This window comes from Escherichia sp. 20412-1 (assembly GCF_003027595.1).
GTDB lineage: Bacteria > Pseudomonadota > Gammaproteobacteria > Enterobacterales > Enterobacteriaceae > Escherichia > Escherichia marmotae.
In genome coordinates, this window is the sequence record NZ_PYQM01000065.1 from 1 (window position 1) to 12,896 (window position 12,896).

The 12,896-nt window shown below is 53.4% G+C and carries 18 protein-coding genes and 2 pseudogenes; 18 read left to right on the top strand and 2 right to left on the bottom strand.

The genetic code is table 11. The annotated features are described in order from the left end of the window. The 5 genes and pseudogenes from C7B16_RS22780 to C7B16_RS22800 form a co-directional block, all read left to right on the top strand. On the top strand, positions 1 to 206 hold a 206-nt coding region (locus tag C7B16_RS22780; protein ID WP_107180190.1), incomplete at its 5' end, for a DUF6645 domain-containing protein. Between the two features lie 138 nt (positions 207 to 344). Next, on the top strand, positions 345 to 527 hold the full coding sequence (locus C7B16_RS22785; RefSeq protein WP_107180191.1) for a DUF1378 family protein: 183 nt from the start codon (positions 345 to 347) through the stop codon (positions 525 to 527). Between the two features lie 37 nt (positions 528 to 564). Continuing rightward, on the top strand, positions 565 to 900 hold the full coding sequence (locus C7B16_RS22790; protein ID WP_107180192.1) for a DUF826 domain-containing protein: 336 nt from the start codon (positions 565 to 567) through the stop codon (positions 898 to 900). A gap of 77 nt (positions 901 to 977) precedes the next feature. After that, positions 978 to 1,193: a class II holin family protein gene (locus tag C7B16_RS22795; RefSeq protein ID WP_059321428.1), complete on the top strand. Its 216-nt coding sequence runs from the start codon at positions 978 to 980 to the stop codon at positions 1,191 to 1,193. A 3-nt stretch (positions 1,194 to 1,196) separates the two neighbouring features. Then, a pseudogene (locus C7B16_RS22800) lies at positions 1,197 to 1,376 on the top strand (hypothetical protein); the annotation flags it as partial. Here C7B16_RS22800 and C7B16_RS22805 read toward each other — a convergent pair. Beyond that, entirely contained in the window at positions 1,366 to 1,608 is a 243-nt protein-coding gene (locus tag C7B16_RS22805) for a hypothetical protein (protein ID WP_107180194.1), read from the bottom strand. The pseudogene C7B16_RS22800 and the gene C7B16_RS22805 overlap by 11 nt on opposite strands. Before the next feature lie 110 nt (positions 1,609 to 1,718). Here C7B16_RS22805 and C7B16_RS22810 point away from each other — a divergent pair, with 110 nt between their 5' ends. From C7B16_RS22810 to C7B16_RS24695, 3 genes are all read left to right on the top strand, one after another. Continuing rightward, on the top strand, positions 1,719 to 2,252 hold the full coding sequence (locus C7B16_RS22810; protein ID WP_107180195.1) for a lysozyme: 534 nt from the start codon (positions 1,719 to 1,721) through the stop codon (positions 2,250 to 2,252). Positions 2,253 to 2,472: 220 nt separating this feature from the next. Further along, the gene (locus C7B16_RS22815; RefSeq protein ID WP_033553196.1) at positions 2,473 to 2,586 is read left to right on the top strand and encodes a hypothetical protein; all 114 of its coding nucleotides are present in this window, start codon (positions 2,473 to 2,475) and stop codon (positions 2,584 to 2,586) included. A 221-nt stretch (positions 2,587 to 2,807) separates the two neighbouring features. After that, positions 2,808 to 2,993 (top strand): Rz1 family lipoprotein, encoded by a 186-nt coding sequence (locus tag C7B16_RS24695; protein ID WP_143192626.1) that lies wholly within the window; start codon positions 2,808 to 2,810, stop codon positions 2,991 to 2,993. A 156-nt stretch (positions 2,994 to 3,149) separates the two neighbouring features. Here C7B16_RS24695 and C7B16_RS25880 read toward each other — a convergent pair whose 3' ends face one another. Beyond that, the gene (locus C7B16_RS25880) at positions 3,150 to 3,683 is read right to left on the bottom strand and encodes a DUF1398 family protein (RefSeq protein WP_107180197.1); all 534 of its coding nucleotides are present in this window, start codon (positions 3,681 to 3,683) and stop codon (positions 3,150 to 3,152) included. Positions 3,684 to 4,373: 690 nt separating this feature from the next. Here C7B16_RS25880 and C7B16_RS22830 point away from each other — a divergent pair. The 10 genes and pseudogenes from C7B16_RS22830 to C7B16_RS22875 all read left to right on the top strand — a co-directional run. Further along, on the top strand, positions 4,374 to 4,850 hold the full coding sequence (locus C7B16_RS22830) for a DUF1441 family protein (RefSeq protein ID WP_096932773.1): 477 nt from the start codon (positions 4,374 to 4,376) through the stop codon (positions 4,848 to 4,850). Then, a pseudogene (locus tag C7B16_RS22835) lies at positions 4,847 to 6,969 on the top strand (phage terminase large subunit family protein). Before C7B16_RS22830 ends, C7B16_RS22835 begins: the two are co-directional and overlap by 4 nt. A gap of 20 nt (positions 6,970 to 6,989) precedes the next feature. After that, on the top strand, positions 6,990 to 7,178 hold the full coding sequence (locus tag C7B16_RS22840) for a hypothetical protein (RefSeq protein ID WP_276535270.1): 189 nt from the start codon (positions 6,990 to 6,992) through the stop codon (positions 7,176 to 7,178). Continuing rightward, complete coding sequence (locus C7B16_RS22845) at positions 7,178 to 8,680, top strand: phage portal protein (protein ID WP_107180198.1); 1,503 nt, start codon at positions 7,178 to 7,180, stop codon at positions 8,678 to 8,680. The genes C7B16_RS22840 and C7B16_RS22845 overlap by 1 nt, the downstream gene beginning before the upstream one ends. Beyond that, the gene (locus C7B16_RS22850; protein ID WP_143192627.1) at positions 8,670 to 10,640 is read left to right on the top strand and encodes a ClpP-like prohead protease/major capsid protein fusion protein; all 1,971 of its coding nucleotides are present in this window, start codon (positions 8,670 to 8,672) and stop codon (positions 10,638 to 10,640) included. The genes C7B16_RS22845 and C7B16_RS22850 overlap by 11 nt, the downstream gene beginning before the upstream one ends. Before the next feature lie 87 nt (positions 10,641 to 10,727). After that, positions 10,728 to 11,054: a DUF2190 family protein gene (locus C7B16_RS22855; protein ID WP_106906715.1), complete on the top strand. Its 327-nt coding sequence runs from the start codon at positions 10,728 to 10,730 to the stop codon at positions 11,052 to 11,054. Continuing rightward, positions 11,047 to 11,328, top strand: a complete 282-nt coding sequence (locus C7B16_RS22860; RefSeq protein ID WP_096932777.1) for a DNA breaking-rejoining protein — start codon at positions 11,047 to 11,049, stop codon at positions 11,326 to 11,328. The genes C7B16_RS22855 and C7B16_RS22860 overlap by 8 nt, the downstream gene beginning before the upstream one ends. Positions 11,329 to 11,330: 2 nt before the next feature. Then, positions 11,331 to 11,954, top strand: a complete 624-nt coding sequence (locus tag C7B16_RS22865) for a phage tail protein (RefSeq protein ID WP_107180199.1) — start codon at positions 11,331 to 11,333, stop codon at positions 11,952 to 11,954. Positions 11,955 to 11,965: 11 nt separating this feature from the next. Next, a complete protein-coding gene (gpU, locus tag C7B16_RS22870) occupies positions 11,966 to 12,364 on the top strand; it encodes a phage tail terminator protein (protein WP_107180200.1) in 399 nt (132 codons plus the stop codon). A 7-nt stretch (positions 12,365 to 12,371) separates the two neighbouring features. Further along, positions 12,372 to 12,896: phage tail tube protein (locus C7B16_RS22875; protein ID WP_107180201.1), on the top strand; the 525-nt coding region annotated here is incomplete at its 3' end.

The window sequence follows — 12,896 nt, forward strand, 5'->3', positions numbered from 1 at the left end:
GGCATACGCTGGGCTTCCGTTTTGCCGGTAATAACAGCATTCAGGTGACGCCGGTCATTGATGGTCAGGACGGAACGCCGTTTATGCTGTCGCAGTCCACAGTAGGGACACTGACAGCAGACAAGTTACGGGTGACTGATATCACCAGCGGTGCGACGTATCCGGTGCTGATTGACAGCATTGTGGTGGAAGTGAATAACGCGTAAGCAGGATAAAAAAATGCCGCCGGGCAAGGGAAAACAAGGAGCAAAAAACCGGCGGCAGAGGTCGATACATCCAAAGCAAAAAATGCAGGATGATTTTTAATAAACAGGTATTAATCATGTCAATAATGGAGTGAGATAATGACATTTTTACAGCTGATTTTATTGTATTTCTGCACGGTGGTCTGCGCATTATATCTGGTGAGTGGCGGGTATAAGATAATCCGTAACTATATACGTAAAAAGATTGATGCCGCAGCAGCAGAAAAAATCAGTACCGGTCAGGCTGGCGGAACAAAGCCGGAAGGTCCGCTCATTTCGTAACCGCCTTCTTTACAACACCTCTCAGCGAGAAAATCCCATGACAGAACTGAACAAACTGGTCACTGCAGATGCAGTGAAGGCCGCACTGCGCTCTGAAGAAGTGCGGGGCAAACTGAAGGAAACCATCCGTAAAACGTTTGAGGCACAGATTGATGCGGATGTGGAAGCGATACTGGATGAGCTTATCGGGCCTGCGGAAGTGCAGCCGGGAGAGCCGACCGGAGAGGATGCGCAGGCGGATGCCCCGTCAGCGGAAAACGGTGCGGCACAACCGGAGCCTGCCTCAGGAGCCGAAGCACAACCGGAACCTGCTTCCGGAGCAGAAACACAACCGGAGGGTACCCCGGAGCCGGAACCGGCGACGTTGCTGTAACACCTCATACTCAGGCCACCAGCATACAGCGGTGGCCTTTTGTTATCGTGCGCTTCCGGAGAACGGGAGACGGGGATATGTACCAGATGGAAAAAATCACAACAGGGGTGTCATACACCACGTCAGCGGCGGGAACGGGGTACTGGTTACTGCAGTTGCTGGACAGGGTCTCCCCGTCACAGTGGGCGGCGATAGGCGTGCTGGGGAGTCTGCTGTTTGGTCTGCTGACGTACCTGACGAACCTGTATTTTAAAATCAGAGAGGACCGGCGCAGGGCGGCGCGGGGAGAATAAATAATGAACCATGAAAAAATGAATCAGCGCTTCAGTCGCCTGGAAAATGAAATTGCTGAACTGAATAAAAAACTGTCGGCGCTGATGCCTTCTGAAGATGAAAAAAAACGCCGCGATGAGCAGTTCGCGGCGTTTTACGATTATTGTATTGAAGTTACTCGCAGGAATTTTGTTAAGATTTTTGAGGAGAGTAAATTTCTTCAGTGAGCTTATTGGCGGACTCTGCAATTAATTCTGGAAGGTTCGAAAGGTCATCTGTCAGTGGGAATGATGAAAAATCGGCGGCAGTTCTGTTAAGAATTGTTTTAACGAACTCCTTTTCATTATCCGGCAACAAGTTGATTAGAGCCACGACAGCTTGCCTGAGTGCGATTAAATCAGCAAAAGTTTGTTTTGGTAGATTTGAATAATCCATAGTCACCTCTGTGTTTATCAGATTGACATACCCTGCCAGTGCCCACCACTGGCAGGCTGAAGACTTAACATATCCAGGGATTCGGAACCGATAAATCCTGATAAATATCCATGAACGCAAAAATCAGATACGGCCTGTCGGCTGCCGTTCTGGCGCTGATTGCCGCAGGTGCTTCTGCGCCTGAAATCCTTGACCAGTTTCTGGATGAAAAAGAAGGTAATCACACCACGGCATACCGTGATGGTGCTGGTATCTGGACTATCTGTCGCGGTGCCATCATGGTGGATGGTAAACCTGTCTTCCCCGGCATGAAGTTGTCGAAGGAAAAATGCGACCAGGTTAACGCTATTGAGCGTGATAAGGCGCTGGCATGGGTGGAGAAAAACATCAAAGTGCCACTGACCGAACCGCAGAAGGCGGGCATTGCGTCATTCTGCCCGTACAACATTGGTCCCGCTAAGTGTTTTCCGTCGACGTTTTACAGACGGATTAATGCCGGTGATCGCAAGGGAGCCTGCGAGGCGATTCGCTGGTGGATAAAGGACGGTGGCAGAGACTGCCGTATCCGCTCAAATAACTGCTACGGTCAGGTATCCAGGCGTGACCAGGAGAGTGCGCTGGCGTGCTGGGGTATCGACAGATAAGCAGAATATTTTGCTGAAAAATGACGTTGGCCAACGTGAGTGGATAACACGAAATCCTGCGAACTGGCAAAACGTAAGTGAATAAAAGTAAAAACCCCGATTGTTCGCGCAAACGGGGTTTTGTGTTTCTGACCCTGAGTAATACAAGGGAGATATTATCAGGTAGGGAGGTGCTTTCCCTGTGAGGAAGTATAAAAGATTCTTTCTGAGGTTGTCCATTATGAAAGGCATTGAAGTGGAGACGCCAGCCAGTCTGGATTTAACAAGAGCAGCAGCCTTTGCCATTCGTATTGTGGCAATTGCCATACTGGTCTGGGCAATCCGCTGGTGGTGATATGAACCGTGTTCTGTATGTGTTGATTATTGTCCTGCTGGTGGCCTGCGGTGCGCTGTGGCTGGCAACAGGCCATTACCGCGATAATGCCATCACTTACAAAGCGCAGCGCGATAAAAAAGTCAGAGAACTGAAGCTGGCTGACGCCACCATTACTGACATGCAGCAGCGCCAGCGTGATGTTGCTGCACTTGATGCAAAATACACAAAGGAGTTAGCCGATGCGAGAGCTGAAAATGAAACTCTGCGCGCTGATGTTGCCGCTGGTCGCCGCAGCCTGCGGGTCAACGCCACCTGTGTGTCCGCCACAGACAAAACCACCGGCACCGCCCGCGTGGGTAATGCAGCCCGCCCCCGACTGGCAGACGCCGCTCAACGGCATTATTTCACCCTCAGAGAACGGCTGATAACGATGCAGAAGCAGCTGGAAGGGGCACAGGAATATATCAGTACTCAGTGCGTGAAATAGGTTTTCTCAGTGCGTTGTATTGTCGCCGTATTCCCGCATTAACAGAGACCGCAGCCCGACGGGGAAACTCCTCTGCGCGAGTGTGCGGGAATAATCAGAAACGATGCACACCGGGTTTTGCCGCGTAAACAGGACGCGGACTGCACCCACATGGTCGCCTGTCCGGTGCGATGGTGGAAGAAACCGGAATGATGAATTGCGAATGCAGAATATTGTTCTGCACTGAATAATACTGGCATTGCTTCATATTTACATCCAGAACATATTTAAATATGCCAGCCCGGGAAAGAGTAAATTGACTCCGGAAAAATGGAATATTTCCGGATAAATGTTTTTTAATAACCAGTTTTGTCCAGATATTGTTTGCTCTGTAGTTTATATAAACAGGCCTTTTTTTTGTCTGCACTGTTATCATACTCCGGTTATGCGTTGTAAACCGTATATTCCCTGTGGACAGGAAGTAAAAACAATGCGAGATGCCATGTTTTTTTAGATAGTCGGTAACGGAAATAATATTGTTATCCTGTAATGAAACAAGTACGGATATAACAGAAGTAAGCCGGTTGTTCTCTGTGGAGACACAATCGGGTGGCGATAAATCAGAGTGAGTGATGTAAAGATTAAGCATATAAAAAAGACGATGTCTGACTGAAGATTATGGAGCGGCGAGAAAATAATGAACTGAAAAGGGAATGTCTATTTGTTATTTCCGCATAGTCAGACAGTGTGATTATTTTCCTGCTAATTTATTTTTGTAATATATGTTATCTGTATTTTTGATTGGTTGTAAACAGGTTTCATAACTGACATCGTCAACAGCGGGGCATACACATGCCGGTATGGCGATGATGGAAATAAAAAACAGGTATTCAGATACTGGCAGGATGATAAAAAAATGCCGCATGGTGGTATGCGGCGGAAAATGGCACGAATTAGTGGATGTTTCTTTTCTCGTTTGTATTTTTATCTGATTTACAGGGGGGTAATCAATTCGAAAAATACGTGAGAACAGAGCGTGTATTTTCGACCTTTTTTGTCGGAAGAGTCCTGATACAAACGTAATTGATAATTATTATCATTTTGTGGGTCCTCCTGGTGGGGGTGGCCTGTCCACGGGGCGGGTCGGCGCGGAAAAAGGCGCATTTTTGTGATTTTATCGTCATCATCATCATGTGTGTAACGTATTGATTTTAAGTGAATTCATCCTGAAAAGATGATGGTTGTGGTTAATTTTTGTTCGACATCTTTGTGTGGCGCTGTTTCTTTACAAAAAAAACAGAGTCACTTCTGTTTTGCGGTATTTGTGGAGGAGGAATAAATGGACGGCGAGCTGAAAAATATGAAGTTCAATATTAATCAACTGGCATTCCTTTCAGGCCTGCACCGGCAGACTGTTGCCGCCAGAATGGCGGATGTTCCTCTTGCGCCAGGCAGTAATGAAAAGAAAAAACTTTATCTCCTGACGGATTTGATTAGTTCGTTACTGGAAAAACCACCCTCTTCCGAAGATGAGGAGATGGATCCACACGATCGCAAGGCATGGTATCAGTCAGAGCGCGAGCGTCTTAAATTTCAGCATGAAACTGTTCAGCTTGTGCCTGTCAGTGATGTCAGGCGGTCGTTTTCCGTCGTGGTGAAAGCGATAGTTCAGGTGCTGGAAACCTGGCCTGACAGACTGGAGAGGGACAGGGGGTGGACTGCATCACAACTGAATGAAGTACAGATTGTGGTTGATGAGATCCGCGACACACTGGAAAAGGCAGTCATTGACTGTTGCGATGAGGCCGATATGTGAATCAGGTGAACGAGAGCCACAGCCGCGCATCAGATATCTGGCGCGAAGTGGCCTCGCTGTTTCGCCCACCTGGCCGGTTACCTGTGGCAGAAGCTATCAGGCGTTATATGCGGGTACCACGGGGAGCCAATACTTCCGGTCCGTGGGAATCATCGCTGACGCCCTACATGATTGACCCCATAAATACATTGTCAGCCCGGGAATATGACGCGGTGGTTTTTGTTGGACCTGCGCGAACCGGGAAAACCGAGGGGTTGATCGACGGCTGGATTGTGTATGGCATTATCTGTGATCCGGCGGATATGCTGGTGGTACAGATGACTGAGACGAAAGCGCGGGAGCATTCCAGAACACGTCTTTCCAGGACATTTCGTCACAGTCCGGAGGTCAGTAAACGCCTCAGCCCTTCCCGTAATGACAACAACGTCCACGATAAAATGTTTCTTGACGGCTCCTTTCTGAAAATTGGCTGGCCGTCGATCACCGTATTTTCCTCCTCAGATTACCGCCGGGTGGCGCTGACGGACTATGACCGTTTTCCTGAGAACGTCGACGGTGAAGGGGATGCCTTCACGCTGGCATCGAAGCGTACCACCACCTTTATGTCCTCCGGAATGACGCTGGTGGAGAGTTCGCCCGGGCGGGATATCACCGATACCAAATGGCGCTGTGGTGGTGCCCATGAGGCACCGCCAACAACGGGGATCCTGTCGCTGTATAACCGGGGGGATCGCCGTCGCTGGTACTGGCCGTGTCCGCACTGCGGGGAATATTTTCAGCCGGTGATGGATAACATGACCGGTTACCGGAATAACCCCGATTTTGTGGCTGCGGGTCAGGCTGCCCGTCTGATGTGTCCGCACTGTCGCGGGCTGATTGCCCCTGAGCAGAAACGCGAACTGAACAACCAGGGGCTCTGGCTTCGTGAAGGGGAACGGGTGGCGGCGGACGGAAGCATCACCGGAACGCCACGAAACTCCAGGATAGCGAGTTTCTGGATGGAGGGTCCGGCTGCGGCCTTTCAGACCTGGGAACAACTGATTTTTAAGCTGCTGGCGGCAGAAGAAGAGTATGAGCGAACCGGCAGTGAAGAGACCCTGAAAGCGGTGGTGAATACTGATATCGGACGGCCTTATCTGCCCCGTTCAGCCACGGAACAGCGCAAAAGTGAACTGCTTGAACAGCGTGCTGAGCCTGTTCCCCGGCGGTGTGTGCCGGATGGTGTGCGCTTCATTGAGGCAACGGTTGACGTACAGGGCGGTAAAAACCGCCGGTTTGTGGTGCAGATCACCGGATACGGAGAGCAGGGGGAACGCTGGATTGTTGATCGCTACAACATCCGGCAATCACTGCGATGCAGTCCCGGTGGTGAGAGCCTGCCGGTTGATCCGGCGGCCTATCCGGAAGACTGGGAACTGTTGCTGACAGATGTGTTTCACAAAACCTGGCCGCTGGCGTCTGATCCGGATGTGCATATGCGGCTCATGGCGATGGCCGTGGATACGGGCGGTGAAGCCGGGGTGACGGATAACGCCTATCGTTTCTGGCGGCAGTGCCGCCGGGAAGGGCTGGGTAACCGGGTGTTTCTGTTCAAGGGGGATGGTCTTCGTCGCGACAGACTGATTAACCGGACATTCCCGGATAACACCGGCAGAAGCGCCCGCCGGGCCAGGGCGAGCGGTGACGTTGCCCTGTGGCTGGTACAGACCGATGCGTTTAAGGACCGGGTGAATAATGCGCTGTGGCGTGACACACCGGGGCCGAACTATATCCACTTTCCTGACTGGCTGGGACGGTGGTTTTTCGATGAGCTGACCTATGAGGAGCGCGGCAGTGACGGAAAATGGCGAAAACCGGGCAGAGGCGCTAACGAAGCGTTTGACCTGCTGGTCTATGCGGATGCGCTTGCCGTTCTGCATGGCTACGAGAAGATACGCTGGCCGTCTGCACCGGACTGGGCGCAGCGGGAAACATGGCTTGTCGGTCCGGAGGAGCGTTCAGGGCTGACAACACACGGGCGCTGCCGGAAAGGAAAGAAAAACGCCGTCGCAGGCAGGAAAAACTGCGCGCAGAGCGGGCAGAGGATAATCCGTGGATAACATCAGGAGGCTGGTTGTGAGTATTGATGATGTCAGGAACATGATACAGCGGTACCGCGATGCGGAAATGGCGGTACTGGAAGGAAAATCCGTCACGTTTAACGGGCAGCAGCTGACGCTGGAAAGTCTGTCCCAGATCCGCGCCGGTCGGCAGGAGTGGGAGCGAAGACTTACGGCGATGGAGAACCGCAGACGGGGGAGTCCGGGGTTTAAACTGGTGAGGTTCTGATGGCGATTAGTGATGATGTGATTGGTTTTTTCTCGCCCGGATGGAAAGCGGCGCGATTACGCTCAAGGGCGTTAATTATGGCCTATGAGGCCGTGAAACCCACCCGCACGCACAAAGCCAGGCGGGAAAACCGTTCTGCCGATCAGCTCAGTAAATACGGTGCGGTTTCCCTGCGCGAGCAGGCCCGCTTTCTGGATATCAATCATGACCTGGTGATAGGCGTGTTTGACAAGCTGGAGGAGCGGGTGATTGGCGCCAGGGGGATCACCGTTGAACCTCATCCGGTGCTGAAAAACGGGAAGATTGCGGCGGAGCTGGCAGCGGATATCCGGCGGCTGTGGGCGGAATGGTCTGTCAGTCCGGATGTGACCGGACAGTACACCCGTCCCATGCTTGAACGTCTGCTGCTGCGCACCTGGCTGCGGGACGGGGAAGTGTTTGCGCAGATGGTCAGTGGTGCGGCAGGCGGTCTTAAGCGGTCTGCCGGTGTGCCTTTCTGGCTTGAGGCGATGGAGCCGGATTTTGTGCCCATGCGCAGTGATGAGTCTGCCGGACTGAATCAGGGCGTTTTTCTGGATGAGTGGGGCAGGCCGAAAAAATATCTGGTTTACAAAAATTATCCGGTCTCCGGGATTCAGAGTGATACCAAAGAGATCGCCGCAGGCAATATGGTGCACCTGAAGTTCACCCGTCGCCTGCACCAGACGCGTGGCACATCCATGCTGTCAGGGGTGCTGATGCGGATCAGTGCGCTTAAGGAATATGAAGACGCCGAGCTGACTGCGGCACGTATTGCGGCGGCGCTGGGGCTGTATATCCGTAAAGGGGACGGACAGGACTATGAAGATCCGGGGGGGAAAGACAGCGAACGTGAAGTGCATATCACCCCCGGCATTATCTATGACGATTTGCGCAAGGGTGAGGATATCGGGATGGTCAAATCTGATCGTCCTAACCCCAACCTTGAAACCTTTCGTAACGGCCAGCTGCGTGCGGTGGCGGCAGGCAGTCGTCTGAGCTTTTCCAGTGCGGCGCGCAACTACAACGGGACCTACAGTGCCCAGCGGCAGGAACTGGTCGAGTCCACCGATGGTTATTTTATCCTTCAGGACTGCTTTATTGGCGCGGTAACCCGTCCGGTATACCGGGCATGGCTGAATATGGCGGTTGCGGCAGGTCTGCTGAAAATCCCGTCTGGCCTGGATATGAAGACGTTATATAACGCGACGTATTCCGGTCCGGTGATGCCGTGGATTGACCCGGTTAAGGAAGCTGAAGCCTGGCGGATACAGATCAGGGGTGGTGCCGCGACGGAATCCGACTGGATCCGCGCAGGCGGGCGCAACCCGGATGAGGTCAAACGTCGCCGTAAGGCTGAAACTGATGAAAACCGCAGGCTGGGGCTGGTCTTTGATACTGACCCCACCAACGACAAAGGAGGCAACAGTGCCGGAACTGAACAACAGCGTCAGCAGGCCACCGACAGCCAGCATGAAGAATAAATCCTGGTTCAGGATGCAGGCGGGTGGTCAGGGTGAGGCGGATATTTATATTTATGACGAGATTGGTTTCTGGGGGGTTACGGCGAAGCAGTTTATCAGTGATCTGAATGCGCTTGGCGACATCACCCACATTAATCTCCATATCAATTCACCGGGTGGCGAGGTCTTTGAAGGCATCGCCATTTTTAATGCCCTCAGAAATCACGGTGCAGGCATTACCGTGTATGTGGACGGGGTTGCCGCGTCGATGGCATCCCTGATTGCGATGGCCGGTGACACGGTCATTATGCCGGAAAATGCCTTCATGATGATCCATAAGCCCTGGGGGATCAGCGGTGGTGACGCGGAGAAAATGCGCACTTATGCCGATCGCCTCGACAAACTTGAGTCGGTTATGGTGCCGGTATATGCGCAGAAAACCGGGAAAACCACCGATGAAATTGCTGTCATGCTGGCGGATGAGACCTGGATGTCCGGTGCTGAATGTCTGGCACACGGATTTGCTGACCAGGTGACCCCTGCCGTCAGGGCAATGGCATGTATTCAGTCAAAACGTACAGAGGAATTTAAAAAGATGCCGGAATCCATCCGAAATATGATCACACAACCGTCTGACCGTGCCCCGTGTGAGGCGACCACCACACAGGCAGTCACAGAACCCGCCCCGGCACCGGCAGCGCCAGATGAGGAGACCATCCGGGCCAGTGTACTGGCGGAGCAGAAGGCCCGTATGTCAGGCATTAACGATCTGTTTGCCATGTTTGGTGGTCGTTATCAGGCACTTCAGGCGCAGTGTGTGGCCGATCCTGGCTGCTCGCTGGAGGTGGCCCGCGAGCGTCTGCTGAATGAAATGGGTAAGGAGTCCTCGCCGACCAACAAAACCACACCGGCACATATTTATGCCGGAAACGGTAATTTTGTGGGGGACGGGATCCGCCAGGCAATGCTGGCCCGTGCCGGATTTGAAAACATCGAGAAGGATAATGTTTATAACGGGATGACCCTGCGTGAATGGGCGCGCATGTCACTGACGGAGCGGGGGATTGGGGTGGCGAGCTATAACCCCATGCAGATGGTGGGGCTGGCACTGACCCACAGCACCTCGGATTTTGGCAATATCCTGCTGGATGTGTCGAACAAGGGGTTGATCCAGGGCTGGGAGGAATCAGAAGAAACCTTCCAGAAATGGACCCGCAAAGGTCGCCTGTCTGACTTCAAAACGGCATACCGTGTGGGGATGGGGGGCTTTGGTTCACTGCGTCAGGTGCGCGAAGGGGCAGAGTACAAGTACATCACCACCTCAGACCGCAGGGAAACCATCGCGCTGGCGACCTACGGGGAAATTTTCTCCATCACCCGTCAGGCCATTATCAATGATGACCTGAATATGCTGGTGGATGTCCCGATGAAGATGGGGCGTGCCGCGAAGGCAACGATTGGTGACCTGGTGTATGACGTACTGACAAAAAATCCGAAACTGTCAGACGGCAAGGCGCTGTTCCATGCCGATCACCAGAATATTGCCACCGGCGGGATCTCCGTTTCCGGTCTGGATGCGGCACGTCAGATGATGCGTCTGCAGAAGGAGGGGAATCGTGTACTGAATATCCGTCCGGCCTTCATGCTGGTACCGGTGGCGCTGGAGACGGTGGCAAACCAGACCATCAAATCGGCCAGTGTGAAAGGGGCGGATGCGAATGCCGGTGTCATTAACCCGATTCAGAACTTTGCCGAAGTGATTGCGGAAGCGCGTCTTGATGCGGCAGATCCGAAAACCTGGTATCTGGCGGCGGCACAGGGGACCGATACGATAGAAGTGGCCTGGCTGGATGGTGTGGACACGCCGTATATTGATCAGCAGGAAGGCTTCACCACTGACGGTATCGCCACAAAAATCCGTATTGATGCCGGTGTGGCACCGCTTGACTGGCGCGGACTGGTACGATCATCTGCTGCCTGATAACCGGCCCGACACAATCACTGCCCGTAAGGGCTTTTTTTATGCCTGAAAACAGCCCCGCCGGGGGCTGTCCGGAGATACAGCATTATGGCGAAAAATTTTGTACAGGACGGCACCACCATTGAACTGGTGAATGCCGGGGATCAGACCATTCTGAGCGGTGCCGCTGTGGTGGTCGGCAGCATGGTGGCGGTGGCCATTACCGATATTCCTGCCGGGGAAACCGGTGACGGGTTCGCAGAAGGCGTGTTCCTGCTGCCAAAACAGTCAGTTGATGATATTCCGCAGGGGACGGTGGTTTATCTGAAGGATGGCCTTGTGCAGCCTGCTGCAGATGGTGCAGTGGCGGCAGGGGTGGCATGGGAACATGCGACGGCAGGCAGCGACACAGTGGCGGTCAGAATCAATGCCTGATTTGCTTGCACGGATGTGCCGTCATATGGATCTGGCGACGGTGCGAATGATGGGAAAAACGGCGGAGATTAACGGCGTCAGTTATGACGTGATACCGGAGTATGAGTCCGCTGATATGGGGGCGCTTTCCGGCAGTCAGTTGTCACTGGTGGTGTTTTCAGCGCAGTACCGGCCTGCCCGCGATGATGTGGTTGTGTTTGACGGTCGCTCACTGGTGGTGACCCGTTATGACACGTACAACGGTAAACCCCGGATTTTTGTCGAACAGGAGTAAGTATGGCGATAAAAGGTCTGGCGCAGGCCATGAAAAATCTGGATGCCATTGATCGCCTTGCCGTTCCCCGTGCTGCTGCCACGACGCTTAACCGTGTGGCGGCGTCCGTTATTGCGAAAACAGCCTCTTCGGTTGCCCGGGAGCTGGCGGTCCCACGACGTCTCATCCGTGAGCGTGTCCGCCTGCAACAGGCCAGCGCAGACAGGGTTTATGCGAAGGTCATCATCAACACCGGTAATCTGCCCGCCATAAAACTGGGGACGGCCAGCGTGCGGCTTTCCCGCAGAAAGCGGCGAAAGAAAGGCGAGCGATCGGTCACGAAAGGCGGTGGCAGCGTGCTGATTGTCGGGAAACGGCGGATCCCGAATGCCTTTATTACCCGGCTGGAAAATGGCCGGTGGCATGTGATGCAGCGTATGCCGTGGGCGTCGTCGTCAACCGGTGTTGACCGTAAGGGCAGGCCTGCGCGTTATCGTCTGCCGATTGATGTGGTGAAAATCCCGACGGCCAGACCGCTGGCGGAAACCTTTGAGCGTGAACGTGAGCGAATGTACCGGGAGAAATTACCGGAACAGATGATGAAAGCCATGACGCAGCAGTTGCGTCTGGTCATGAAACGAAAATGACAGGGGGTGGAATGAAACACCGGGAGATACGGGCGGCAATACTGTCTTCCCTGAAGGCAAATGTTGCTGAGCGGGTGACCTGGTTTGACGGGCGGCCTGTTTTTATTGACGAGCAGGAACTGCCCGCAGTGGCGGTCTACCTGACTGATGCGTCGGCAGCAGACGAGTTCGTTGATGAGGGAACCTGGGAGGCAGTTCTGCATGTCGAACTGTTTCTCAGGGCAAAAGAGACGGACTCCGCACTGGATACATGGATGGAAGAAAAAATTTTTCCGGCGCTGGAAGGCGTTCCCGGTCTCAGTGCACTGCTGCTGAAAATGAATCTTCAGGGGTACGACTACAGCCGTGATGATGAATTCATGATGTGGGGATCGGCAGATCTCCGGTGGAACATTACCTACGAAATGTGAGGACGATATGTCAACACCTAATCCTCTTGAGCCGGTAAAAGGCTCCGGCACCACGCTCTGGCTTTATTCCGGAAATGGTGATGCTTATGCAAATCCACTGTCTGATGATGACTGGACGCGACTGGCAAAAATCAAGGAACTGACGCCGGGCGATATGACGGCGGAACCCTATGACGATAACTACCTGGACGATGAGGATGCTGACTGGGCTTCCACCGGGCAGGGACAGAAATCGGCGGGTGATACCAGTTTCACCCTGGCCTGGAAGCCCGGTGAGGCAGGCCAGCAGGCGCTGTTGCAGTGGTTTGATGAGGGCGATACCCGTGCCTATAAAATCCGTTTTCCCAATGGCACGGTCGATGTGTTCCGTGGCTGGGTGAGCAGTATTGGCAAGGCCGTCACCGCAAAAGAAGTGATCACCCGTACGATAAAAGTCACCAATATTGGTCGACCGTCGCTGGCGGAGGACAGCGGAACCATCACGCCGGTGACGGGGATCACCGTCACACCGGCCACGGTCTCTGTTGAGGTG